This is a genomic window from Alteromonas sp. KUL17, assembly GCF_006538305.1.
Classification (GTDB): Bacteria; Pseudomonadota; Gammaproteobacteria; order Enterobacterales; family Alteromonadaceae; genus Alteromonas; species Alteromonas macleodii.
Window position 1 is genome coordinate 175,191 of the sequence record NZ_BJKJ01000006.1, and the last position, 24,532, is coordinate 199,722.

Here is a 24,532-nt window from a genome sequence, read left to right on the forward strand (position 1 = left end):
TTAAAAGGTAACGCGCTTGTTTGACCGTTATGAAGCCGGTGAACAGGCTGTACTTGTTCATGTTAATTTTTCCGACGAGAACAGTAAAGAAGACTTAAGTGAGCTTGAATTGCTTGTGTCTTCAGCAGGGGTTAATGCGGTAGAAGTTATTACGACTTCGCGCAGTGCGCCTCATGCTAAGTTTTTTGTTGGTTCAGGTAAGGCAGAGGAAATAGCAGCGGCAGTGAAAGCACACGATGCCAACGTTGTTATTTTCAATCACGCGCTTTCTCCTTCTCAGGAGCGTAATTTAGAAGCGGTGTGTAAATGCCGGGTGTTAGATAGAACGGGGCTAATTCTCGATATTTTTGCGCAGCGCGCAAGAACACATGAGGGTAAGCTTCAGGTCGAACTAGCCCAGTTGAGGCATATCTCAACTCGTCTCATCAGAGGATGGACCCACCTTGAGCGTCAAAAAGGTGGTATTGGTCTTCGCGGTCCAGGTGAGACACAGCTAGAAACTGACCGTCGACTACTTCGTGGTCGTATTAAAGCCATTCTTCGTCGTTTGGAAAAAGTGCAAAAGCAACGCGAGCAGGGTCGCCGCTCGCGCAAACGCGCTGAAATTCCAACGGTATCCTTAGTTGGCTATACGAATGCGGGAAAATCGACGCTGTTTAACACCATTACCGACTCACACGTTTACGCTGCCGATCAGCTGTTTGCAACGCTAGATCCCACGTTACGCAAAATCGATTTAAAAGACGTAGGGCCGGCTATTTTAGCCGACACGGTAGGTTTTATTCGTCATCTTCCCCACGACCTCGTTGCTGCGTTTAAAGCGACACTTCAAGAGACTCAAGAAGCAGATTTACTGCTCCATGTGGTTGATATTGCTGATGCAAAATATCGCGAAACCATGGATGAAGTTAATGATGTACTTGAAGAAATTGAAGCTGGAGAGATTCAACAATTACTAATCTGTAATAAGATTGATAAACTAGACGACGTTCAACCGCGTATAGAAAGAAATGACGAAGGCGTGCCTGTCAGAGTGTGGCTATCTGCACAAACAGGCGAAGGAACGGAATTATTGAGCCAAGCTTTAACCGAATGTTTAGGTAAAAGTATGGTGAATTACACATTAAAGATTCCGCCTGCACAAAGTCGATTGCGCGGCGTGTTGTACGAACTAAACTGTATTGCTAGTGAAGAATACGACAGTCAGGGAGACTGGGTAGTTGATGTAAGAATGCCCGCCGCTGACTGGAACAGACTTGAAAAACGTCTGGAAAACGGAATATCAGAGTATGTTGTGCGACATTAGTCAGTGCTAGTCACTGCATTGAGCATGCGAAATTCAAAAATATAACAGTAATCTATGGAGTATCAGCATGGCTTGGAATGAGCCGGGTGGCAATAATAACGACCCGTGGAAGAATCGCGGTGGGAAAGAGCAAGGTCCCCCAGATTTGGACGATGTTTTTAAGAACTTATTTGGTAAGTTTGGAAAGTCAGGTGGCAACGGTGGTGGCTCAGGCAAAAGCCTAGGTGGTATCGGCGCTGGTATTCTTGTAGGTTTACTTGTCGTAATTTGGTTCATTAGTGGTTTTTACACTATTCGTGAAGCAGAGCGTGGCGTAGTGCTTCGCTTCGGTGAGTATCACGAGCAGGTTGAGCCGGGTCTTCGTTGGGCGCCAACGTTTATTGACTCAGTAATTCCAGTTGATGTTCAGTCAATTCGCGACCAGTCATCTTCAGGCTCTATGCTCACAGAAGACGAAAACGTGGTAAGCGTTCAAATGGAAATGCAATTTCGCGTTGTAGACCCGTATCGTTGGACGTTTGCTGTTGAAAGCCCTGAGCAGAGTTTAAGCCAGTCTCTTGATAGCGCTATTCGCTACGTAGTTGGCCACTCTAAAATGGACGACGTACTTACCGACGGCCGTGAAGTAACGCGTCAGCGTGTATGGGAAGAGCTTCAAGCGATCATTGAACCCTACAACATGGGTGTTTCCATTATCGATATGAACTTCCGTGATGCCCGCCCACCAGAGCAAGTTAAAGATGCTTTTGATGATGCGATTGCTGCACAGGAAGATGAACAACGTTTTATTCGTGAAGCTGAAGCTTATGCGAGAGAGATTGAGCCACGTGCACGTGGTCAAGTAAATCGTATGAATGAAGAAGCGCAAGCCTATAAAGAGCGTGTAACGTTGGAAGCGCAGGGTGAAGTGGCACGTTTTGAAGAGCTGCTTCCACAATATGAGCGCGCACCTCAGGTTACTCGCGAACGTATCTATCTTGAAACCATGGAAGAAGTGTTGGGTAACACCAGCAAAATCATGGTTGATAGCAAAAGCGGAAACAACATGATGTACCTGCCTCTGGATAAAATTATGGAGCGTCAGCAGTCGTCGTCTAACGATCGCTCACGCAACACGCTAGAAAGCTTACAAACACCTGTAACTGATACTTCAGGCAGAAGCCGTAATTCGTCGCCAACCTCTGGTTTACGCGGTGACAGCTACAGAGAAGGGAGATAAGCATAATGAAGAATTTATTAATAGCAGCATTCGTTCTTCTTGTTTTGCTTGCATCAGGTTCTCTGTTTGCAGTTAAAGAGGGTGAGCGTGCCATTGTTATTCAATTTGGTAAGGTTCAGCGCGATGACGCGACCGGTGAAACTCGAGTTTTTGAGCCAGGTTTACACTTTAAACTTCCGTTCATTGACTCGGTACGCCATTTAGATGCGCGTATTCAAACGTTGGATGGAACGCCTGATCGCTTTGTAACAAGCGAGAAGAAAGACCTGATTGTTGACTCTTATGTTAAGTGGCGCATAGAAGACTTTGCACGTTACTACCTATCAACGGGTGGCAACAAGCTGCAAGCAGAAGCGCTACTGAAGCAAAAAGTAAACAACGGCCTACGTTCTGAGTTTGGTACTCGTACTATTGCACAAATCGTTTCTGGTGAGCGTTCAGCGCTTATGAACCAGGCAATGGAACAAGCTTCTACATCGTCTGATGAGCTTGGTATTGAAATTGTAGACGTACGCGTTAAGCAGATTAACTTACCCACTGAAGTGAGCAACTCGATCTTCCAGCGTATGCGCGCAGAGCGTGCCGCCGTAGCTCGTGAGCATCGTTCAGAAGGTCAAGAGCAAGCCGAAGTCATTAAGGCAAACATTGATGCGAAGGTAACGGTAATGCTTGCTGATGCTGAGCGTAATGCACGTCAACTTCGCGGTGAAGGTGATGCGATTGCGGCACAAATTTACGCTGACGCTTACTCAAAGAACGCTGATTTTTACAGCTTCCTGCGCAGTATGGACGCGTATAAGCAAAGCTTTAACAGCAAACAAGATGTCATGGTTATTGCACCAGACAGCGACTTCTTCAAGTATATGAACAAGTCAAACGGTAACTAAATAGCCGTAATTTGAAGCTTTAAAAACCAGTCTTTTTAGACTGGTTTTTTTACGCCTTTTGAAAGGCTAACGGTATGATATAGCGAGTTATATTTAATCTGTGTAGCCGGGCAATTTAGGAAAATGTACACTGACTTAACCCTTCATTTACCCTATCTACTGCCAAAATTTTACTAAATCGGGTAAAATACCGTCTGAATACTATTAAAACACGTCACTATTTATGTACAAGGTTGATGCCTTCCCAGCATTAACCTTGGTGTGGTAGACGTCAATAAACGACAGAGGGAAGATTTTGACAACGGAAAATACAAATACAGTGTCTGCCGATGATAGGGGCGGACAAGGTGGGTTATTCTCGCGATTTCTCACCACCGTGGAATGGTTAGGAAACCTGCTCCCACATCCAGTAACGCTGTTCGCTCTGCTTTCACTTTTCATTGTGTTACTTAGTGGGATACTTGGTTACTTTGACATTGCTGTAGCTGACCCTCGCCCAATAGGTGCAAAGGGGCGTGAAGAAGACGGTATGATTGAAGTTATATCGCTGATGAGCGCAGAAGGTTTGCAGCGAATAGTGACAGGCTTGGTTACCAATTTCACAGGCTTTGCGCCATTGGGTACCGTACTTGTTGCGCTTCTTGGTGTATCGGTAGCAGAACATTCTGGCCTGTTATCAGCAGCAATGCGCGCGTTGGTGATGAATGCCTCTAAACGTGCCGTGACCTTTGCTATCGTCTTCGCAGGTATCATTTCAAACACTGCATCAGAGCTTGGCTACGTGGTACTTATTCCACTGGCAGCGATGATTTTCCACTCGTTAGGTCGTCACCCGTTAGCGGGTCTGGCCGCCGCGTTTGCAGGTGTATCGGCTGGCTATAGCGCCAACCTACTGCTTGGAACTGTTGACCCACTGTTGTCGGGTATCACGGAAGCTGCTGCTCACATGATTGACCCCGACTATATGGTAGGCCCAGAAGTAAACTGGTACTTCATGTTCATCAGTACCTTCGTTGTAGCCACAATGGGCGCGTTGGTCACCGAAAAGGTTGTTGAGCCGAGACTCGGTAAATTTGACCCTGCTGATGCTTCCATAGATTTAGGCAAGCAATCAATGGACGCGCCTACGGATTTAGAAAAGAAAGGCCTGCGTTGGGCAGGTATATCGTTTGTTATTGTTTGCGCGATACTAGCGCTAACGGTAGTGCCAGAAAACGGTATATTGCGTCATCCAGAAACAGGTGAAGTAGCGGGCTCTCCGTTCCTTAAAGGCATTGTTGCATTCATATTTATCACCTTTGCTATTCCTGGCTTTGTTTACGGTAAAGTTACCAAGTCGATGAAGAACGACAAAGATGTTATTGATGCCATGTCTAAAAGCATGGGGGCAATGGGTCTTTACATTACGCTAGTATTCTTTGCTGCGCAGTTTGTTGCGTTTTTCAAGTGGACAAACCTAGGCACAGTATTAGCCGTTAAAGGTGCTGCGTTGTTACAAGCGGCAGGGTTAGATGGCCCAGCGGTGTTTATTCTGTTCATTTTGATGTGTGGTGTAGTGAACCTGTCGCTAGGGAGTGCATCAGCGCAATGGGCGGTAACAGCACCTATTTTTGTGCCAATGCTCATGCTCATAGGCTACGCGCCTGAAGTGATTCAAGCTGCATACCGTATTGGTGATTCAGTCACAAACGTTATCGCACCTATGATGAGCTATTTCGGACTCATCTTGGCCATGGCTGCAAGGTACAAGAAAGACTTGGGAATGGGCACGCTCATTGCCATGATGCTGCCTTACTCAATGGTGTTTATCGTAGGTTGGACAATTTTATTCTACATTTGGGTGTTCCTACTCGGTATGCCGGTAGGCCCGGGCGCAGCGACTTACTATCAGCCTTAAATAGATAGCTTTACGGGCTGCCTCACGCATAATGCGGCAGCAAACTAAGAAAGCGGCATGTGTTTTTGAAAAGTATTTTCGAACACCTGTCGCTTTTTTAATGTCCAAAATCTATTAACGCAATCGCACTTTTTTGGCGTTATAGCAGATCATAATCTAAGGTAATTCAGTATAATACGGATATAGCGCAGTACTTCTCGGACTATGAATACATGAAATACAAATCGAACAAAGGTTTTACTCACGGGCAACCAGATAAAATTGGCGTACTGGTAACGAATTTGGGGACACCGGAAGCGCCAACTAAGCAGGCGTTACGCCCTTATTTGAAAGAGTTTCTTTCTGACCCGCGGGTTGTGGAAGTGCCTAAAGCGATTTGGTGGTTTGTATTAAATGGTATCATTTTAAACTTTCGCCCTAAGCGTTCTGCTGAGGCTTATTCCACCGTATGGACGGAAGAAGGCTCTCCACTTATGGCTATTACTAAAGCGCAAGCATCAGCTATTGCTGAACGCTGTAAAGCCCAATATGGCGATGACGTAATTGTTGATTTTGCCATGCGCTACGGCAAGCCCGCCATTGGTGATACCATCGAGTCCATGTTGGAAAAAGGCGTACGCAAACTCGTCGTTTTACCGCTTTACCCTCAATACAGCGCGTCGACAACTGGCTCCACATTTGATGCTATCGCTAAGGATTTCACCTCTCGCCGTTGGCTCCCAGAACTTCGCTTCGTGAATCACTATCACGACCGCGATAATTTCATTACCGCGCTGGCGAACAAAGTAAAAGCGCATTGGGAAACCCATGGAAGAGCGGACAAGCTTATTTTGTCTTACCACGGTATTCCTAAGCGCTATTTAATGAATGGTGACCCCTATCACTGCGAGTGCCACAAAACGTCGCGCTTGCTTGCCGAGAAACTTGGCCTTTCACACGACGAATATATGACAACCTTCCAATCTCGTTTTGGTCGAGAAGAGTGGTTGAAACCGTATACAGATGAAACGTTAAAGTCTTTACCTGAAAAAGGGGTGAAATCCATTCAGGTTATGTGCCCTGGCTTCTCAGCCGATTGCTTGGAAACTATTGAAGAAATTGGTGAAGAGAATCGCGAGTACTTTATGGAAGCTGGTGGTGAGCGCTATGAATACATCGCGGCACTTAACAGTGACAAAGAACATATAGACGTGCTTTTTGACATAGTGCAAGAAAACCTGCATGGGTGGACAGTACAGTCGGACAACGGTTTGCGCGCAGGCTTAGCAAGAGCGTTAGGCGCTGAAAAGTAGCGTTTGAAAAGCTGACAGTAAACGTTTCGAGGAAAACCAATAGGGAAATCACCCTTGGTGGCGCATTTATTATATTGAAAGGGAGATAAGGTCGTGGAAGGCAAAGCACCAAAGGCACTACTTAAAGCGCAAAAACTGGCGAACTTGCTGGATACTGCTGTAAAGCTCCCTTTTATCCCAATAAGAATAGGCTTGGATTCAATCGTGGGCCTTATCCCAGGAGCCGGTGACGCGCTGATGCTCTTCGTTTCACTTCGAATAGTTTGGCTGGGAAAATCATTGGGTATGCCCAAAGCGCTAATAGCTCAAATGGTAAAAAACTCAGCAATCGACTTTGGCTTAGGTTTTATTCCATTTGTTGGCGACATTGTGGATATATTCTATAAAGCCAATCAGAAAAATGTTCGTATTATGGAGCGCTGGTGGATAAGCGAAAATAAACATGAGGTAGATAAAGTAACACAGAAGGCGCTATCCGAATGGAGTGCTGAATAACCTAGGTTTAGTTACCCAAATACCTGCGCTTTTTTCACTTTGCTTATTTACTGTGTAAAGCTACGTAAAGCTTGAGTAAATAAGAGAACCTTGTCCTTTAGCTAAATGTCTTTTTTGCAAAGACAACCAAGGGCAACGCACGATGACATCAAAAAAATTAACGGAAAAGCCGCTCAAGCGACGCCGCTTTATGAAAACAGCGGTGGGGCTTACATTGGCTCCTATTGCTATCGGGTTGTGGGGTTGTGGAGGTTCTAATTCCACCTCTACAAGTTCCACAGCATCTAACTCCTCATCTTCCAATAACGACACCGATTCAAATGCCGAACCTGAAGAAGATTTTGACGGTTGGGCAAGCGGTGGCACGTCAGCTATGACGTCAGACTTTCCAGACGATAGTTTATTTGACACTGCTTCTGTATGCAGTGTGGCTCTCACAGGTTCTCAAACGGAAGGCCCGTGCTATTTTCAAAGTGACTATCTTGACGACATCTCATATGAGCAAACAGGTTTGCCGATGATGTTGTGTCTTCAGTTAATTGATGAAGCGTGTAATCCCCTATCGGGTTATGAAATTGAAGTATGGCATTGCGATGTAGATGGCGTTTATTCAGGAGATACCAGTGATAGTGCCGATGCCAGCGGATTTAATTCGGCATTTTGCACGGGAAATGAAGTGGATGCATTAAGTGCGAAGTGGTTCAGAGGTATTGCGGTGACAGATGCTAGCGGAAGAATAAACCTAAAAAGCTGTTTTCCCGGCTGGTACAGCAGCCGAGCTATCCACATCCATTTTCGTATACGTCGCAACAATACTGATCAATTGGTTTCTCAATTTGGCTTTTCCGATAGCTTTTGCCAAGACATTTGTACCAATCATCCCGACTACAGTCACCGGGGTGAGCCAGACACGTTGCTGGGGCAAGATACAGTGTTTGGCAGTGACTACAATGAATATACATTTAGTGTGTCACAAAACGAAGATGGTTCTTTGCTCGCATACAAGCGCATAATAATCAGTGATTAGACTTCCTTTTTCTCTCCTATACACTATTTTTTAACATGCCCGTTAGCAACGGGCATTTTATTACGCACAGTAAACCCATTCGCAGCATTGTTTCGTAGCACAACTAATAAGAACTTTATTTTCTGCTCAAATTACAAGGAGCGTGCAGCACATGAAAGCGTCCGATTTATTTGTTAAAGCGTTAGAAGCAGAAGGCGTGGAATACGTCTTTGGTATCCCAGGTGAAGAAAACCTCGACTTACTTGAGTCGTTGCGCGAGTCCTCTATTAAACTGGTGCTGACTCGTCACGAGCAAGGCGCTGGCTTTATGGCTGCTACTTACGGCAGGCTTACCGGAAAAGTGGGAGTGTGCCTTTCGACCTTAGGACCTGGGGCCACTAATCTAGTTACTCCCGCGGCTTACGCTCAACTTGGTGCTATGCCAATGTTGATGATTACTGGGCAAAAGCCGATCAAAACCAGCAAACAAGGTCGCTTTCAAGTTATCGACATCGTTGACATGATGCGGCCGATCACTAAATTCACCAACCAGATTGTGAGTGGCGATAGAATTCCTTCTACTGTGCGAGAGGCATTTCGTCTAGCCCATGAAGAGCGCCCGGGCGCTGTACACATTGAACTGCCAGAAGACATTGCCGCAGAACAAACCAGTGCCCAAATACTAACACCTAGCATGGCCCGTCGACCTATCGCCGAATACAAAGCAATTGCTGCTGCGGTTACTATGATTGAAGAAGCCCAGTCACCTTTGTTATTGATTGGCGCCGGAGCAAACAGAAAGCTAACAGCGAAAATGCTCAGGGAGTTTGTTGATAAAACCTGCATTCCATTTGTTACCACCCAAATGGGAAAAGGGGTACTAAACGAAAGCGACCCGCGCTTTGCAGGGAATACTGCTCTGTCTGACGGTGACTTTGTACACAGGGCAATAGAGCGTGCCGATCTTATTATCAACGTAGGCCACGATGTGGTAGAAAAGCCACCGTTCTTCATGCATCACAACGATAAAAAAGTGATTCATGTCAACTTTGATTCGGCTGCCGTAGACCCTGTTTACTTCCCGCAACTCGAAGTCGTTGGAGATATTGCTAACAGCATCTGGCAAATAAAAGAAGGCATTACTCCCCAAGACAGTTGGAAACTCGACTTCTACAAAGATGTGCATCAAGCCTATGTAGACCACCGTGCTGAAGCAGAAGACGACAACCGATTCCCTATCTTACCAGAACGTCTTGTACGCGATATTCGTAAAGTTATGCCTGATAACGGCATTGTTACGTTAGACAACGGCGTATATAAAATATGGTTTGCCCGAAATTACCCCGCATATCATCCGAATACCCTGCTTTTAGACAACGCACTGGCTTCAATGGGAGCCGGTTTGCCATCAGCTATAGCAGCCAAACTAGTGAAGCCTGATGTCCCTGTGGTAAGCGTATGCGGCGATGGCGGCTTTATGATGAATAGCCAAGAAATTGAGACTGCCGTTAGGCTTAAGCTTGACCTTGTGGTGATCATCTTGCGCGACGATGCGTACGGAATGATCAAGTGGAAACAAGCAAACATGCAGTTCGATGAGTTTGGTTTAGATTATGGCAACCCCAACTTTGTTAAATACGCACAAAGTTACGGCGCACAGGGCTGGAGAGTTGACGACGCGGATGTACTTATTCACTTAGTTGATAAGTGTTTGAACACAAAAGGCGTACATATTATCGATTGTCCAGTTGATTACAGTATGAATGACAAAACACTAAATCATACGATTAAAGAGCTTAGCGCCAAGCTTTAAGCCAAACGTAACAGAAAGGTAAGGAGTAAAAAATGTTGAAGGAAAGCTATCCCTATTATTTAGCGAGTGAGCCACATTATGCCAATACCGACTTGGACGTGACTAATAAATACACCGGAGAGGTAGCAACCAAGGTGGCGATGGCCGATGCGGATACCATCGATAAGGCCATTGCTGCAGCAGAAGAAGCGCAGCCTGCGATGGCCGCCATGGCTCCTTTCGAAAGACAAGCGGTGCTAGAGCACTGTGTGAAGCGCTTTACCGAAAGAGCCGACGAGTTGGCACAAGCGCTTTGTATAGAGGCTGGTAAGCCAATTAAAGACGCTAAGGGCGAAGTCAGCCGCCTTATCGATACCTTCAAAATAGCGGCAGAAGAATCAGTGCGTATTAACGGCGAGGTGGTGAATTTAGAAATCTCGGCGCGTGCCAAAGGTTATCAGGGCATGACCAAGAAGGTCCCTATAGGTCCATGTTCATTTATATCGCCGTTTAATTTTCCTCTGAATTTGGCTGCGCACAAGGTGGCTCCTGCAATCGCAGCAGGCTGTACCTTTGTACTTAAGCCTGCCTCGCGAACCCCTATTGGTGCGCTTATTATTGGTGAGGTATTAGCTGAAACCGACTTACCCAAAGGCGCATTTTCTATTCTACCTTGTAGCCGCGACGGCGCTGACTTATTCACTACTGATGAAAGACTAAAGCTGCTTAGCTTCACAGGTTCACCTGATGTGGGCTGGGCGCTTAAAGCAAAAGCAGGAAAGAAGCCGGTGGTATTGGAGCTTGGCGGTAACGCCGCATGCGTAGTTGATGAAGATGCCGATATTGAAGACGCCATCGACCGGGTAATTGTCGGTGCTTATTATCAATCAGGGCAAAGTTGTATAAGTGTTCAGCGCCTTTTAGTGCACAGCAAAATATACGATGAGTTTAAGTCACGCTATGTGGAAAAAGTGAAAGCGTTAGTGTCTGGCGACCCGTCTAATGAAGACACCTTTATTGGCCCTATGATCTCAGAAGGCGAAGCAGAGCGCCTTCACGGCTGGATTGAAGAAGCAAAAGAGAAAGGTGCCACCATTCTATGCGGCGGAACGCGAGACGGCGCCATGCTTGAGGCTACGGTAATGGAAAATGTACCAAAGGATTGTGATGCCAGTGCCGAAGAAGCGTTTGGCCCTCTATCTATTCTGGTGCCATTCGATGACTATGACGAAGCGCTTGAAGAAGTAAATAACAGCCGCTACGGACTTCAAGCAGGTGTGTTTACCCGCGATATATATAAAGCGCACAAAGCATGGGACGTGCTTGACGTTGGTGGTGTGGTCATTGGAGATGTACCTAGCTGGCGGGTGGACAACATGCCCTATGGTGGCGTGAAGGACTCAGGTCTAGGGCGCGAAGGTATTCGCTATGCGATTGAAGATATGTCTGAGACTCGACTTATGGTTATTCGTACTCCTCAGCAGTAAATTGAACTTCACTGCTCAATCAAGCAATGTTCGCGCAATAGTGCGAATATAAGCATTCGAGGGCGAGGCGGCAGGTTTAGGTTAATCTGCCGCGTATTCTTCTAGCAGTGAAAGTGGAATAATGTCTAACGCTTTTTCATGTGTGGCTTCCAAGCGTACTTTTGGCGCTACACCTGCCTCATAGGCTTGTAGCCAGCGAGCGGCACACAAACACCACCTGTCGCCTGCTAACAAGCCAGGAAATGTCATACTAGGCCACGGCGTGATGAGGTCGTTGCCTTGTCGTAGCGAAAACTGAAGAAATTCGTCAGTGACAACCGCGCATACGCTGTGATTACCCACATCAGCGTCTGGGACATAGCAAAATCCTTCTCGCGTAAATCCAGTATTTCCACAGCATAGCTGGAGTGGGCGTCCATAAACATTTTTTGCGTTCGCCAAAATCAGAACCCTCTTTTACAACGTATGGTTTAATAGGTATGTCTTATTCAAATCGCCAATTAGCGAATTTAGGATGAATAGAACCTTATCTATCCACCTTATGACCCTGCTCGACAAGGGTCAACAATAAGCGCTACGGTAACTACGTTTTAAGGTAAAAAATCGTGCTCGATAAAAGCAAAAAACAGGCGACAGTAACTTTTCTGAACAAGAGATTGCGCGCTTCGATGCGCTCGCTGACTCTTGGTGGGATCCAGAAGGCAAATACAAAACCGCGCTGGATTTTAATCGGGCAAGACTAAACGTTATAAAAGCACAAATAGAAAATCATTTCGGTCAGGGCAACTTGCCTCCCGATTATTCCGCCTTATCAGTGATAGATATTGGCAGTGGCGGTGGGCTAATAAGCGAACCGCTAGCAAAATTAGGCGCCCAAGTTACAGGAATAGATGCCAGTGCGGTGAGCGTAGAAGTGGCAAAGCGCCATGCTCAAAATACAGGAGTGAAGGTAGACTATCAGCATAAACTCTCAAGCGAGGTAGTAGAAGAAGGTAGGCAATATGATGTGGTAATTAACGCCGAAGTAGTTGAGCACGTGCCTGACCAGCAGCAGCTTATGCGCGAGTGCGCAAGTTTGGTTAAGCCGGGTGGCCTGCTGATTTTGGCGACGCTGAACCGCACGCTGAAAAGTTATGTTGTTGCCATAGTGGGAGCGGAATACGTAATGCGCTACTTACCAATAGGAACCCATGACTGGAAGAAATTTGTTAAGCCCAGCGAATTAAAACGCTGGATTGGAAATGAGTTTACCCTTAAGTATCAGGTCGGTATGAGGCTAAACCCACTTAAAGGAGAGTGGCTAACCACTTCGAGCCTAGCCGTAAACTACATTCAAGCATATTCCAAACATAAATAAGCGACTATAAGTGTTATTTATGTCCTGAATGTTTAGTGCAAATGGTATGGGTTAACATACTTCATACCTGACGCTATCTTTCTGAATTAACTGACTAATAGTAATTAACTCCGTCGAAAATTTACCTATACACAGTAAAAGCCTTTATTAAAGATTTCACACAAAGGTTGATCTTCACATAGTGTTTACATAATTATAACAAAGGTCTGACCACAGACCACATATAACCATAATTATGGGACACACTCGATGACACTATATAACCACTTACGCTCTATAAGAATACGCTCTACAAAACCATGGCTCGGTAAATTCGCCGTGATATTAGCTTTGTTCAGTATGACATTAGGCTTGTCTGGCCAAGCCTACGCTGGCACCTACGCAAAAACCAAGCATCCTATTGTGTTAGTTCACGGTCTGTTTGGGTTCGAAGATATCTTATTTGTTGATTATTTCTATAAGGTACCGCACAAACTTAGCCGAAACGGCGCTGTTATCTATATCGCAGAGGTCTCACCAGCAAACTCGACCGAAGTCCGCGGTGAACAGTTACTCGATTACATTGATGAAGTTCTGGCGCTATCAGGAGCTGACAAAGTGAATTTAATTGGACACAGTCACGGTGGTCCAACGGCACGTTATGCCGCAAGCGTTGCCCCAGATAAGGTTGCTTCGGTAAGTTCAGTTGCCGGCGTAAACTGGGGAAGCAAAGTGGCAGATGAACTACGAGACGCTTTTTCTGAAGGTTCAGTGGGCGAAGGTGCTGCGGGCGTTGTAGTTAATGCGTTCGCCAATATCATCGAGATTGCCTCTGGGTCAGACCCGCGAGACAAACCTACAGATTCAATCGCTGCGCTTAATTCATTGTCTACGTCTGGCTCTGTTGCTTTCAATCAAAAATATCCAGAAGGGATGCCTACTGCCTACTGCCGCAACGATGGAAAAATGTTGGCTGAAAATGGCGTGTACTATTTCTCGTGGAGCGGAGGCAGAACTTACACCAATGCTCTTGATGTAGTTGACCCATTCTTAGCTATTACTGGCACCGCATTCAAAGAGCCAAACGATGGGCTAGTATCGACCTGTAGTTCTCATTTAGGCAAAGTACTTAAAGACAACTATAAAATGAACCACCTTGATGAAGTCAACCAGAGCTTTGGCATAACGCACTGGTTTGAAACCGACCCAGTTGACGTGTTTGTTCGTCAGGCTAACCGACTGAAAGGCTTAGGGCTGTAGTGGCGAAGCGTCAATTACACCGTGTTTTTCCAATACTAGGAGGGCTGCTCGCCCTCTTAGTATTCGGTGCTATTCTTTACAACCAGTTAGCGTCTGAATCCCAAACCTCTAATTCAGAAATTTTCAGTCAACGCTCATCCTCAGGTGCACAAGCGAAAGCCGGAGAATATGAGTTAGAAGGAGGCGGTGCAGTACATCAAGTAACTGATGTAGGTAGTCATCGGGATAGTGACACTGATATTGCGGCTGATCGTACAAAAGCTGATCTCATTCCCTTTGAACTCAATTACTCGACCAAAGACGCTTTCGATCGCTTCGTATTTGCACGCACCTCAGAAGTGCCGCAAGCAGTGAAACTTGCCTACACAACCCATGCTCATGAAGTATTCACACTCAGCACGCAAGGTGACGCAATCGACTTATTTGCCCGGTATGTCGATTACAAAGTAGCGCTGTCTTTGGTTGAATTGGACGTCGACCTTGCCAGTCACAGCTTGCAGGATGTGTCGTTTAAGCTAGATGAGCGAGAGGAAATCAGACGAACTTACTTTAATAATACTGAATATCACTATCTGTTTAGTCAAGAAGCGCAGGTAGATGAGGCGGCGCTAGCACGTTTAAGTGTTGCCCAAGAAAACACCTTGTCCAGAGACGAAAGAAAGGCCCTTATCGTCGAGTCAATTAAAGCTGGAAACTCCGCCGAACGTGAAGCCTTCCAGCCCACGCTTAATATGCATCGAATAAACGAAATAAAAAACAACCACAGCACTATTAACGATCGCTATAACGCAGTGGCGGCTGAATTTGGTAGCGAAGTTGCAGAACGCTTTTCCAAAACATGGGCACAACAAGCTCAGTGGCAAAACAGAATTGCCGAATACAAAACATTCCGCGATAACTTGGTTCAGCAATCTCTTGATTCAAACGCAATAGAAAAAGCACTGCAAGAGTATCAATCTGCCCATTTTACTGACAATGAAATAAAGCGTCTTAAAGTACTCACAGCGCTGTAGCAGCATCTAGATAGAGCTGGTTCAAGACCTGCAACTGGTTAATTATCTGCGAAAAATAGAGAGGTATAACCATAAAGGCGCTGAATAGTATGAGTCATATACAGAGTGATTTGAAAGCGTACTGCACAGTTACTAATCTTGGGTTATTACAATTCCTGACTAATCACCATAAGGCCCGTAATCATCATTATGAAAATCTACGAAACGAAGACTGCGCCCAACCCACGTCGAGTACGAATGTTTTTGGCTGAGAAGGGCATTGACGTTGACTACGTTCAGGTCGACATTCAAAAGGGTGAAAATCTAACTGCGGAAATGCGCGCGAAGAACCCGCTGGGAAAGATACCTATTTTAGAGCTTGATGACGGCACCTGTATTGCCGAAACCGATGCCATTTGTACGTATTTTGAAGCACTGCAGCCAGAGCCACCGCTAATGGGAACAACGCCCGTTGAAAAAGCGACTATTTCTATGTGGCAACGACAAGTAGAGTTTGCGTTTATGATGCAAATTGGTATGTGTTTTCAACATACTACAGGCTACTTTAAAGATCGTATGACGCCGGTTCCTGAATTCGGTAAGGAAGCGGGTATTAATGCGTCGAAATATTTGAACATTTTAGAGCGTCGACTTGGTGTTAAAGAGTTTATTGCTGGTGACACCTTTTCTATTGCTGATATAACCGCGTTATGCGCTATGGATTTCGCCCGTGTGGTAAAAATTCGTATGACTGACGAGCATGTCAATCTGGCGCGCTGGTATGAGGCGGTAAGTAACAGAGAGAGTGCAAAAGCCTAATGATAGATTTATACACCGCAGCCACACCGAACGGTTGGAAAGCGTCGGTAGCGCTTGAAGAAATGGGGCTTGAATACACCGCCCATGCCGTAAACCTGATGAAGGGAGAGCAGAAAACTCCTGAATTTTTGGCAATGAACCCCAATGGCCGTATTCCGGTAATTGTGGATAGAGAAGCCGATGGTCACATCGTGTTTGAGTCTGGCGCTATCATGATATATCTCGCAGAAAAAAGCGGTATGTTTTTACCCTCCGACGCAAAGCGAAAAAGTCAGGTTTTACAGTGGGTCATGTTTCAGATGGGAGGCATAGGCCCAATGATGGGCCAAGCTAATGTGTTCCACCGCTACTTAGAAGAAAAAATTCCAGTGGCGATAGCACGTTACCAAAACGAAGTGCGCCGCCTATTTACTGTGCTTGATGGGAGGCTAGAAAATCGAGAGTATTTGGTCGACGACTACAGTATTGCTGACATGGCGAACTGGTGTTGGGTGCGTACCTATGAATGGTCTGGTGTAAGCATAGAAGGGTTAGACAACTTAACCCGTTGGAAAAACAGTATTGAAGCGAGGCCAGCCGCACGGCGTGGAGTGGAAGTCCCTAATAAAATTGACAGAGAAGCACTGATCAAAGGGGCTAAAAATGTTGTTACGAAATAGCGCTTTTAACTGAGTCGACAAACCGGTTGAGCCATCCCGATGCCATGCTAGGTTTGTAAACAAGTTCGAAGTGCTCCGTATGATAAAAGTCATAACCTAATACATCGACGCTAGTAAGGTTATGGCTTTTTGCTATGAAGTCAGGCACGTAGGCCAAGGCCAGTCCTTGTCGAACAATGGATATCAGCGTGCCAAAATCATTACATCGATAGCGAATTGAGCGGGGCACTTTGTCGTCTCTCCATCCATCAGAACCGATGCCGCGTTTTATTCCACAAAAGGGCGAAACATCAGGGCAGGCGAATGCGTAACCGTACAAACTTTGACTTGTTAATGCGCCGTTCTTTGCTTCAGTTACCGCAGCGTGGTTTTCCGCTGCAGCGACCACATATGTAGACGAACCTAGCGATATATGATGAAGAGAAGGGTCTTTCTCTCGTTCTTCCATCGCAAAAGAGGTGGCAATAGCGAGATCGCTTCCTCCTTTTGACACACTATCCAGCGCTTTACCTTCCCAACAAGCATTAATATTTACGTGAAAGTGAGTTTGTAAAAAAGAGGGCTTGGAAAGCAACGTAGGTAAGTAGTATTGAAGCAATAGCGATGGGCCAGCAACAGTAACGTTGTATACAGCAGTACTTCCTCTAAACTCACTGAGAGCTTGATCGGCTTCGTGCACAAGATGAGTGGCATAAAGCAGAAATTTGTTACCCCGTTGGTTGAGTCGAATATGTTTACCTACTCGGTCAAATACTTGCACCTCCAATTTATGCTCTATGCGCTTTACTACTTTAGACAACGCGCCTGTGGTCACTGATAAATGCTGGGACGCCTTGTTCAAGTTCTCATATTGCGCAACAACAATAAATTTTCTTAAGTCTTCAATATCCATAAGTGCATCGCTAAATTGCTTCCAATTGGGAATTAATTGAATCTTAATTGTAGCTTAACTGTATGTGAATTGAATGTCAGTATTGCCACAGTAGCCTTTCAAACATACTTGCCGCCTTATGAAATATCTCTTTCTTACTGCTTTATATATATTCGTGACTTTCATTAATACACCCGCCTCCAGTGCGAATGTCGTCGGCCGCGAGTTAGCGCCAGTTGCCACAACACACGCTAATCACGATAAAGTTGGATCTCACGGAATGGTAGTGTTTTCCGATGGTACCGATCTCTACGCTAGTCATCTGCCGCTATACTACTCGCCACACGATTATCAACTTATCTACAAGATAGACAGTTCATATAAAGCGCTAGTTCTTGAGTCTTTAGATCTGGATCACGCTGGCGCTTTTTCTCAGAGCAGCATGGTTACACTGTTGCCGGCTATTTTTGATTTAAATAAGCTCATTAATGGCGAGCAATTTTCTATTCCTGCGGAATTCTTTAAGGGGCACTTTGAACGAGGCGGTAATCAGTGGCTAAGTGAATCGAAACTGACATTCGTTGAGTTGCTGTTTAAACGTCGAGTGTCAAAACAGTATAAACGGCAACACGCCGATGTAGATGCCCCTAATGATCCGAGCGCTAATTCATGGTCAATCATTGAGCTTGGCGATAGTCAACTGTACGTTCATAGTATTGGTACACGCCCTTCTTATGATGCGTTAATACTCGTAAAAGGATGTAGCGAACCAGCGATAAAACCAACGAAAACGCATGTGCCTAGTGTGGAGCAGCTCAATGCGGCGTTTGCAGTATGCGACTTATACTCACTATTGTATTTCGAAACACAGGACTTTGCGCTGTAAAGCTAGCCACGTCTATTTAGTACTTTTATTGACCAAAAACGTCGCTGATGGCTTTAATATGTTCAGGGCCGATACCACAGCAGCCCCCGATGATGGTTGCGCCAGCAGCCACCCAAGTCTTAACGTATTCAACATAGCGGGCGGGGGTTATATCGTCACGTATTTCGGAAAGTAGCGCGTTGGCCGCGTGTGTACGTTTTCTCTCAGAAAAGCTATTTGCATAAGCGCCAATATTAATCGAAGCATTTAAACTTCGCGTTATTGAAATAGCGTCTTCCATCTCTTCCGGTTGCGAGCAATTGAAAAGTACGCTCTGTGCTTCGCTCAATAATGACTCTATCTCACTTAGCAGCTCACCTGAGCGCAATGTCACAGGCTCGTTAGATGTTTCTCGATTACTAACGGAGAATGACAGCCATATAGGCAGTGAAGAGTGCTGTTTTATAAGTGACACCACGGCTTTAGCTTCTTCTACCGAACTTGCAGTTTCAATCAACCAAACATCAACATAGGGCTCCTGGGCTTTAATAAGCGGGGTGAGAATGTCGGCTACACGGGTTGCATCAAATAAATCTGGGCGGTAAGAACCAAAAGCCGGAGGAACGCTACCCGCGACAAATCGCTTATTGCCACCATCGCTCTTTAATGTGTCTACTGCACCTCGAGCGAGTTCGGCCGCACTCTGAGCGAGAGTAAAAGCCTGCTCCCTAAATGTATTTTCCCCAATATGAAAAGGTACAAGCGCATAGGCGTTAGTGGTAATAACGCAGGCACCGGCTTCAAGAAAACGTTTGTGCACATCACTTACTAATTCAGGTGTTTGCATTAGTGCCAGTGCTGACCACTCTGGCTGCTTAAAGGGTGCACCTGTCTTTTTCAGCTCTCGCCCCATGCCGCCATCTAAAATTAAAATGTCATACATTCCTTCTTTCATGCTGCCCGAAGCCAAACCTTTTGAGATGTTAGATGATTAGTAATAATTTGCCTGAAGGGCTAGGTTTGCACTTCCAATGGATTGCGCTTTTCTGCCTACAAGACCTTCGCTTATGTGTACCTGAGCAAGGCCACGCATATCAAGCGTCTCCATCGCGCTTTGCGTATGCGCGACCAATGCGTTTTTGACATCATCAGGAATTGCGCCATCTATGATTACGCCGTCTAGGTCTAACAAGCTCATTGCACATTGAGTCGCAAAGGCCAATCCTCTGGCGGTTTCGCTTAACCAGTCTTCTATTGAGCGCGTGTCACAAGACCAGTGGGATGGCGATTCATAAATATGCTGACCGTTGTGCCCAGCGTCGTTTAGCTTTCGTTCCAGCAAATAAAGTGAAGACTGGGTTATTAGCTGACTTTGTGAACTGCCATTGTAAAAGGGCAAAGAGCCAATGGCACCTGCGTTACCGGTTTTTCCATTAACTAACTGGTTATTGAGTACCAGGCCACCGCCTAAGAATGTGCCAACAAAGATGTAAAGAAAACTATTGTAGTTTTGGGAATTACCGAAAGACATCTCTGCGCTGCACGCTGCTCCAGCATCATTTTTTATAAAAACAGGCAGTGATAATAAATCTTCCAATGCCGCTTGTGGATTAAACTCTCTCCACTCTTCCAATTCATTTTTTGGGGCTCCGGCTTCTTCTGCCCAACTCCAAATTTCAAAGGGCATAGCAACGCCTAAACCTCGGATTAGGCGCTGTTGGTCTGTATCCAAATTTTTAATGAGTACATTGAAAGCACGTTTTGCAAAGGTAAGCAGGTTGCTTACGGTCGGGTAGGCGAACTTCTCGTGAAGTGTTGCTCTTACATTGCCTTTCAAGTCGAGTAACGTCATATCGAAACTTCGTCGACCTACTTTCAGCCCTATACCAAACGCGCCGTTTTCATTGAGACCAAACGGCACCTTGGGCTGGCCTACTCCGCCTTTGATTGGCTTTAGTCGCCTTACTAGGCCGTCAGCCTCTAGTTTTTTAATGATCACTGTCGCTGATTGTGCAGACAGCCCCGTTAACTGTGCTATTTCAGCTTTAGGCAATGAAGAACGTTGGCGAATTAGGGTAAGGATATCCCGTTCATTCGCTGAGCGGCTATCAAGCAATGTAGGTGCTTTCTGTGATGGTAGGTGAAAGGCCGATTCAGTATTCAATGTATTTACAATCTATCGTTTTAAGAAGCTAGAGTGTAATAACAACCTAGCCGTGTATCAAATTTAAGAAATGGTGTAGGTACTTGTTCAGACATAACTTTATTCGACAGTACTGCGTCAACCCTATCACACCCATTGATTTTTGCGCAAAAGGTTAAATCAATTAGGTTGATTTAATTGATTCTTTCGACAATACTATGCCCCAATTAATTAACGATTCGTTAACCTTGCGCGAACTGTGCAAAGGTAAGCTGCAATTTTTAAATTCTGTTAAGTGAGGCTGGTATGAAGATTTTATGTTTAGGTGAAGTGCTAATTGATATGTTAAGCCAAGGTGCTGCGCCCAAAGATGGCAACATACCAGCAATGAAACCTTTCCAGCCCTACGCGGGTGGTGCACCTGCTAATGTGGCAGTCGCTGTAGCTCAGCTAGGTGGTGAGAGTGCGATGGTCTCGAAAGTAGGTGACGATACCTTTGGCGCGTTTCTTAAAGAAATGCTAGAGCACTACAAAGTAAACACTGACTTCGTGTGGACTACACAAGAAGGTAATACGGCTCTGGCATTTGTAAACTTGGATGCAGACGGCGAACGCTCTTTTGATTTTTATGTCGATAATGCAGCGCATAAACACATTTCAGAGCAAGATTTGTCGACGATAGATTGTGATAAAAATACAGTGCTTCATTTTTGCTCAGGCTCTATTTCAGGCCCTGAACTTATTCCTGGTACCGAGTTTATTCTGAACAAGGCGAAGGAAAACGGCATGATGGTGTGTTTGGATATTAACTATCGCCCAGCGTTTTGGGATGACACAGCGAATGCGCCGTCACGTATAGATGAAGCTGCAAAGAAAGTGTCTGTTTTAAAGGCTAGCCGAGAAGAACTCGCAGAGCTATATGGCGAAGAAAATGCTGATACAAAGGTTCAGCAGTGGTTAGATAGCGGTGTTAAAGTTGTATTGGTAACCGATGGTGGTGAGCCTATTCACTATATTACCAAGTCGTTTAGCGGCACGTTAGCGTCACCTAAAATGGATGTAAAAGACACGACAGCAGCGGGTGACTCTTTTATTGGTGGCTTCTTATATTTCCTATCTACAAAAGTGAAAAGCGCTGATGACTTCGACGCATGGGCGGAGAACTTCGAGAATGTAAGCGAAGCTACGGAATTTGCTATCCGCTGTGGTGCTTACACGGTAACGCAGTATGGTGCATTTAGCGCATTGCCAACGCAGGCTAACATCGCTAAATAAGTATCGATTATCTTAAGATAAACAAAAGGGTTCAAAATGAACCCTTTTTTCTTCAATCGCTGCGCACCGGCAAAGGTGGCGTCAGCTGATGTATTGGAGGCTTAGTGCTTATCCGCTCTACTTTGGAACTTGCGTTCCTCGGTGTTTACCTTAATCCATTCGCCAGTGCTGATGTATTCAGGCACCTGTACAACCAGTCCGGTTGAAAGCGTGGCAGGCTTGGTTCGAGACGTAGCAGAGGCGCCTTTAATAGATGGGTCTGTCTCAACAACTTCAAGCTCTACGCTCATTGGCAAATCTAACGCTACTGGCACTTCACTTACAATAACCACCTGAATACCGTCGGTGTCTTCATTAATGAATAGCGCCTCATTTTCAATACTTTCTTTGTTCAAGTGATAAGGCGTGTAGTCTTCCTTATCCATAAAAATGTATTCGTCACCATCCACATAAGAAAACATTGCCGGACGACGAATTAAATCAGCCATATCCAATGTATCTGAGTCTTTAAATGTTTCGTCGTACTTAGCACCTGTGACGACGTCATACATGCGCATGCGATAAATGCTGCCACCGGCACGACCTTGGGGTACAGAGCGCTCTATATCTCTAACTATGCAGGTCTTACCGTCAAATACCACGGTGTTATTCTTTTTGATTTCACTAGCCTTCGGCATGGCGATTTCCTATTTTTGTTCTCTTCAGGCAATCCGCCCGAGGTCATCTGTAAAACTTCATTTTCAGCGATTTTTTCTTACTTAGGAAGTATTTTTACGTGGTTAGTTTTCGATTAACGCTTTAACGTTGGTTAGCGTGTCAGCTTCGGCGGCGGGTTTATCCCAACGAATACGATGAATGCGAGGGAAGCGTAGCGCTACACCCGATTTATGTCTTGAAGAAGGATGGACCGCGTCGAAAGCCACTTCTAACACCAGATCTTTCTTTACCTCCCGCACAGGGCCAAAGCGTCCCACTGCATTGCGCCGTACCCAGTTGTCTAGCTTCTTAAGTTCTTCGTCGGTAAATCCAGAATATGCTTTTCCTATTGGCAGAAGCTGGTCGTCTTCCCATGCACCGAACGTGTAATCGGAATAGAAGCTCGATCGTTTCCCGTGCCCTCGCTGCGCGTACATCATTACCGCATCAACCACCAGCGGGTCGCGCTTCCACTTGAACCATTGCCCTTTGGGACGGCCGGGGATGTACTTGCTATCTAAGCGCTTTATCATCAACCCTTCCACCGCGCGATTTTGACAAACGTGGGCGTGAAGTTCACGAAGGCTTTTAGGAGAGCTCGCAGAAAGGGTTTCCGATAAAAACAAGCGCTCGCTTTTGTTATGGTTAAACCATTCGTGGAGCGCCTGGCGACGTTCCTTCAACGTTTTCTCAGTTAAATCTTTGCCATCTAGCACCAAGGCATCGTAGACAATAAGTCCAACAGGTGAAGACGCTTGCAGTGCTTTACTTGGCTTTTTTTTGTTGAGGCGTTGCTGAAGTGCATTGAATGTGTCGACATTCGGCTGTGAAGCCATAGCGTCATAAGCGTCGCCTTTTATGTTATGAATAACCAGTAGTTCACCGTCTAGCACCATATTTCCTTTTACCGTTTCAAGTAGGTCGGGAAAAGAATGGCTAATGTCATCTCCTGTGCGTGAGAAAAGCGCCTTATCCGGCGTGTCTTCATTTGTTGTTTGCCCTGCTTTGTTATCGTTCTGGTCTTTTCTTGTGGCGCATTTACTGGCAATAGGCTCCGATTTAACAGCAAGCTGAACACGAATACCGTCGTACTTGTTTTCAATTTGCCACGTGTTTTCCTTAAAAGCATCAATATCGCTGTCCTCAATAGGGTGGGAAAGCATCACGGGGTGGAAAGTAACTGCATTTTCAATGTCAGGTTTGTCAGCTTTGCCTTCTAACCAAGCAAGCATGTCGGTGTAGGGTGGTGTAACCGCGTGCCACAGCGTCTCAATTTCTTTGATATCTTTATTGCCATAATCGGCTAATATTTGTTTAATGGAGCGAGCCGACACGCCTATGCGCAATCCGCGGGTGCCAAGTTTCAATAAAGCCCAGCGCTGTGCAGGGGTCATTATCGTCAGGTAGTTGGCTAGCGTTTCCGACACCTTCTGTTTACTCACAGACGCAAAGGTTTCTACGACTTCGGTAAGGCTTGGAAGATTATCTGTGGGTTCACTGTAAGGCCATAAATGCGCCACGGTTTCGCTAACCTCTCCCACATAATCGTAGCTCATTGCAAAAAGCGCAGAGTCAGTGTGTTCGGTAATGAGCTTTTTCACAGTGTTACGCTTAAAAAAATCAAATCGCAACGTACCGGCCATAGCGGCTATAGCCCAGCCACGATCAGGGTCAGGTGTGTTGGCAATGTAATCAGCAATGAGTTGCGCTTTGGCTTTGTTTCCCGACGTGTAATAAAGTTGCTCAAGCAAATTACTAAATGCTTTCATTAGTCGCCTCCTTGCTCTTCTTCATCGTAGCCGACAAGCGATAATGCCCTAGCTTTGAACCCCATTTTTTCAGCTTGATACATTAACGCGTCTTCTCTACCGTGGGTCACCCATACTTCTTTGGGATTCACTTCTTTAATGGTTTGTAATAATTCTGGCCAATCGCAGTGATCGGAAATAATAAGCGGTAGTTCGGCATTTCTTTGCTTCGCACGGGCGCGAATTTGCATCCAGCCAGACGCCATAACAGGGCGCACATTGGGTAAGCTTCTCGACCACCTGTCGGCCAATGCCGATGGGGGCGCTAATACAATCTCACCTGCCAGTGCTTTTTTATCTGCGACGTCGGATACAGGAATTAAAGCGCCAAGACTTATTCCAAGCTGTTCATATAAATCGCATAGCTTTAGCTGCGCACCATGTAAGTAGATGGGCTTTTCGTACCCCGCTTCACGTAGCGCTAAAA

At 45.6% G+C, this 24,532-nt stretch carries 22 protein-coding genes and 1 pseudogene; 16 read left to right on the plus strand and 7 right to left on the minus strand.

What is annotated here, in order from left to right:
• Nucleotides 1–16 precede the first annotated feature (16 nt).
• From hflX to KUL49_RS08000, 9 genes are all read left to right on the plus strand, one after another.
• The gene (gene hflX, locus KUL49_RS07960) at nt 17–1,306 is read left to right on the plus strand and encodes a ribosome rescue GTPase HflX (protein ID WP_014951091.1); all 1,290 of its coding nucleotides are present in this window, start codon (nt 17–19) and stop codon (nt 1,304–1,306) included.
• Between the two features lie 67 nt (nt 1,307–1,373).
• Nucleotides 1,374–2,525, plus strand: coding sequence for an FtsH protease activity modulator HflK (gene hflK / locus KUL49_RS07965; protein ID WP_131136957.1), 1,152 nt, complete (start codon nt 1,374–1,376; stop codon nt 2,523–2,525).
• Between the two features lie 5 nt (nt 2,526–2,530).
• Nucleotides 2,531–3,412: a protease modulator HflC gene (gene hflC, locus KUL49_RS07970; RefSeq protein ID WP_014951089.1), complete on the plus strand. Its 882-nt coding sequence runs from the start codon at nt 2,531–2,533 to the stop codon at nt 3,410–3,412.
• A gap of 295 nt (nt 3,413–3,707) precedes the next feature.
• Entirely contained in the window at nt 3,708–5,309 is a 1,602-nt protein-coding gene (locus KUL49_RS07975) for an AbgT family transporter (RefSeq protein ID WP_207198752.1), read from the plus strand.
• A gap of 212 nt (nt 5,310–5,521) precedes the next feature.
• Nucleotides 5,522–6,601: a ferrochelatase gene (hemH, locus tag KUL49_RS07980; protein WP_014951087.1), complete on the plus strand. Its 1,080-nt coding sequence runs from the start codon at nt 5,522–5,524 to the stop codon at nt 6,599–6,601.
• Between the two features lie 93 nt (nt 6,602–6,694).
• On the plus strand, nt 6,695–7,096 hold the full coding sequence (locus KUL49_RS07985; protein WP_014977648.1) for a DUF4112 domain-containing protein: 402 nt from the start codon (nt 6,695–6,697) through the stop codon (nt 7,094–7,096).
• Nucleotides 7,097–7,238: 142 nt separating this feature from the next.
• Nucleotides 7,239–8,123, plus strand: coding sequence for an intradiol ring-cleavage dioxygenase (locus KUL49_RS07990; protein WP_131136958.1), 885 nt, complete (start codon nt 7,239–7,241; stop codon nt 8,121–8,123).
• A gap of 151 nt (nt 8,124–8,274) precedes the next feature.
• Complete coding sequence (locus KUL49_RS07995) at nt 8,275–9,915, plus strand: acetolactate synthase large subunit (protein ID WP_014951084.1); 1,641 nt, start codon at nt 8,275–8,277, stop codon at nt 9,913–9,915.
• 32 nt (nt 9,916–9,947) lie between these two features.
• The gene (locus KUL49_RS08000; protein WP_014977646.1) at nt 9,948–11,381 is read left to right on the plus strand and encodes an aldehyde dehydrogenase family protein; all 1,434 of its coding nucleotides are present in this window, start codon (nt 9,948–9,950) and stop codon (nt 11,379–11,381) included.
• 81 nt (nt 11,382–11,462) lie between these two features.
• Here KUL49_RS08000 and KUL49_RS08005 read toward each other — a convergent pair whose 3' ends face one another.
• Nucleotides 11,463–11,822 carry a DUF2237 family protein gene (locus tag KUL49_RS08005; RefSeq protein WP_014951082.1) on the minus strand — a complete coding sequence of 120 codons (360 nt, stop codon included), beginning with the start codon at nt 11,820–11,822 and terminating at the stop codon, nt 11,463–11,465.
• A gap of 164 nt (nt 11,823–11,986) precedes the next feature.
• Between KUL49_RS08005 and ubiG the strand changes: the two are divergent.
• The 5 genes and pseudogenes from ubiG to KUL49_RS08030 all read left to right on the plus strand — a co-directional run bounded on the left by ubiG (nt 11,987) and on the right by KUL49_RS08030 (nt 16,447).
• A pseudogene (gene ubiG, locus KUL49_RS08010) lies at nt 11,987–12,738 on the plus strand (bifunctional 2-polyprenyl-6-hydroxyphenol methylase/3-demethylubiquinol 3-O-methyltransferase UbiG).
• A 249-nt stretch (nt 12,739–12,987) separates the two neighbouring features.
• The gene (locus KUL49_RS08015; protein WP_131136960.1) at nt 12,988–13,977 is read left to right on the plus strand and encodes a triacylglycerol lipase; all 990 of its coding nucleotides are present in this window, start codon (nt 12,988–12,990) and stop codon (nt 13,975–13,977) included.
• Entirely contained in the window at nt 13,977–14,990 is a 1,014-nt protein-coding gene (locus KUL49_RS08020; protein ID WP_131136961.1) for a lipase secretion chaperone, read from the plus strand. Before KUL49_RS08015 ends, KUL49_RS08020 begins: the two co-directional genes overlap by 1 nt.
• 189 nt (nt 14,991–15,179) lie before the next feature.
• Nucleotides 15,180–15,788 (plus strand): glutathione S-transferase family protein, encoded by a 609-nt coding sequence (locus tag KUL49_RS08025; RefSeq protein ID WP_014951078.1) that lies wholly within the window; start codon nt 15,180–15,182, stop codon nt 15,786–15,788.
• Nucleotides 15,788–16,447 (plus strand): glutathione S-transferase family protein, encoded by a 660-nt coding sequence (locus KUL49_RS08030; RefSeq protein ID WP_014951077.1) that lies wholly within the window; start codon nt 15,788–15,790, stop codon nt 16,445–16,447. The genes KUL49_RS08025 and KUL49_RS08030 overlap by 1 nt, the downstream gene beginning before the upstream one ends.
• Here the strand turns inward: KUL49_RS08030 and KUL49_RS08035 are convergent.
• A complete protein-coding gene (locus tag KUL49_RS08035; RefSeq protein WP_039229262.1) occupies nt 16,437–17,339 on the minus strand; it encodes a LysR family transcriptional regulator in 903 nt (300 codons plus the stop codon). The two genes, KUL49_RS08030 and KUL49_RS08035, sit on opposite strands and share 11 nt — an antisense overlap.
• A gap of 118 nt (nt 17,340–17,457) precedes the next feature.
• Between KUL49_RS08035 and KUL49_RS08040 the strand changes: the two genes are divergently transcribed.
• The gene (locus KUL49_RS08040; RefSeq protein WP_131136962.1) at nt 17,458–18,204 is read left to right on the plus strand and encodes a hypothetical protein; all 747 of its coding nucleotides are present in this window, start codon (nt 17,458–17,460) and stop codon (nt 18,202–18,204) included.
• Nucleotides 18,205–18,229: 25 nt separating this feature from the next.
• Here the strand turns inward: KUL49_RS08040 and KUL49_RS08045 are convergent, their stop codons facing one another.
• Nucleotides 18,230–19,138 carry a homocysteine S-methyltransferase family protein gene (locus KUL49_RS08045; RefSeq protein WP_131136963.1) on the minus strand — a complete coding sequence of 303 codons (909 nt, stop codon included), beginning with the start codon at nt 19,136–19,138 and terminating at the stop codon, nt 18,230–18,232.
• A gap of 36 nt (nt 19,139–19,174) precedes the next feature.
• Nucleotides 19,175–20,347 carry an ROK family transcriptional regulator gene (locus tag KUL49_RS08050; RefSeq protein ID WP_131136964.1) on the minus strand — a complete coding sequence of 391 codons (1,173 nt, stop codon included), beginning with the start codon at nt 20,345–20,347 and terminating at the stop codon, nt 19,175–19,177.
• Between the two features lie 285 nt (nt 20,348–20,632).
• Between KUL49_RS08050 and KUL49_RS08055 the strand changes: the two genes are divergently transcribed.
• A complete protein-coding gene (locus tag KUL49_RS08055; RefSeq protein WP_014951072.1) occupies nt 20,633–21,601 on the plus strand; it encodes a carbohydrate kinase in 969 nt (322 codons plus the stop codon).
• 101 nt (nt 21,602–21,702) lie between these two features.
• Here the strand turns inward: KUL49_RS08055 and yeiP are convergent, their stop codons facing one another.
• From yeiP to KUL49_RS08070, 3 genes are all read right to left on the minus strand, one after another.
• Nucleotides 21,703–22,278 carry an elongation factor P-like protein YeiP gene (gene yeiP, locus KUL49_RS08060; protein ID WP_014951071.1) on the minus strand — a complete coding sequence of 192 codons (576 nt, stop codon included), beginning with the start codon at nt 22,276–22,278 and terminating at the stop codon, nt 21,703–21,705.
• Between the two features lie 102 nt (nt 22,279–22,380).
• Nucleotides 22,381–24,066: a cisplatin damage response ATP-dependent DNA ligase gene (locus KUL49_RS08065; RefSeq protein WP_131136965.1), complete on the minus strand. Its 1,686-nt coding sequence runs from the start codon at nt 24,064–24,066 to the stop codon at nt 22,381–22,383.
• Nucleotides 24,066–24,532, minus strand: a 467-nt coding sequence (locus KUL49_RS08070) for an MBL fold metallo-hydrolase RNA specificity domain-containing protein (RefSeq protein WP_278186891.1), incomplete at its 5' end; no start/stop codon positions are given. The genes KUL49_RS08065 and KUL49_RS08070, both read right to left, overlap by 1 nt.

Bases quoted from the DNA above. Each gene is read 5' to 3' on its own strand.
- KUL49_RS08065 (WP_131136965.1), bottom strand. From the start codon at position 24,066: ATGAAAGCATTTAGTAATTTGCTTGAGCAACTTTATTACACGTCGGGA.
- hflK (WP_131136957.1), top strand. From the start codon at position 1,374: ATGGCTTGGAATGAGCCGGGTGGCAATAATAACGACCCGTGGAAGAAT.
- KUL49_RS07995 (WP_014951084.1), top strand. From the start codon at position 8,275: ATGAAAGCGTCCGATTTATTTGTTAAAGCGTTAGAAGCAGAAGGCGTG.
- KUL49_RS08055 (WP_014951072.1), top strand. From the start codon at position 20,633: ATGAAGATTTTATGTTTAGGTGAAGTGCTAATTGATATGTTAAGCCAA.
- KUL49_RS07990 (WP_131136958.1), top strand. From the start codon at position 7,239: ATGACATCAAAAAAATTAACGGAAAAGCCGCTCAAGCGACGCCGCTTT.
- KUL49_RS08035 (WP_039229262.1), bottom strand. From the start codon at position 17,339: ATGGATATTGAAGACTTAAGAAAATTTATTGTTGTTGCGCAATATGAG.
- yeiP (WP_014951071.1), bottom strand. From the start codon at position 22,278: ATGCCGAAGGCTAGTGAAATCAAAAAGAATAACACCGTGGTATTTGAC.
- hflC (WP_014951089.1), top strand. From the start codon at position 2,531: ATGAAGAATTTATTAATAGCAGCATTCGTTCTTCTTGTTTTGCTTGCA.
- KUL49_RS08045 (WP_131136963.1), bottom strand. From the start codon at position 19,138: ATGAAAGAAGGAATGTATGACATTTTAATTTTAGATGGCGGCATGGGG.
- KUL49_RS08015 (WP_131136960.1), top strand. From the start codon at position 12,988: ATGACACTATATAACCACTTACGCTCTATAAGAATACGCTCTACAAAA.
- KUL49_RS08000 (WP_014977646.1), top strand. From the start codon at position 9,948: ATGTTGAAGGAAAGCTATCCCTATTATTTAGCGAGTGAGCCACATTAT.
- KUL49_RS08025 (WP_014951078.1), top strand. From the start codon at position 15,180: ATGAAAATCTACGAAACGAAGACTGCGCCCAACCCACGTCGAGTACGA.
- KUL49_RS08040 (WP_131136962.1), top strand. From the start codon at position 17,458: ATGAAATATCTCTTTCTTACTGCTTTATATATATTCGTGACTTTCATT.
- KUL49_RS08030 (WP_014951077.1), top strand. From the start codon at position 15,788: ATGATAGATTTATACACCGCAGCCACACCGAACGGTTGGAAAGCGTCG.
- hemH (WP_014951087.1), top strand. From the start codon at position 5,522: ATGAAATACAAATCGAACAAAGGTTTTACTCACGGGCAACCAGATAAA.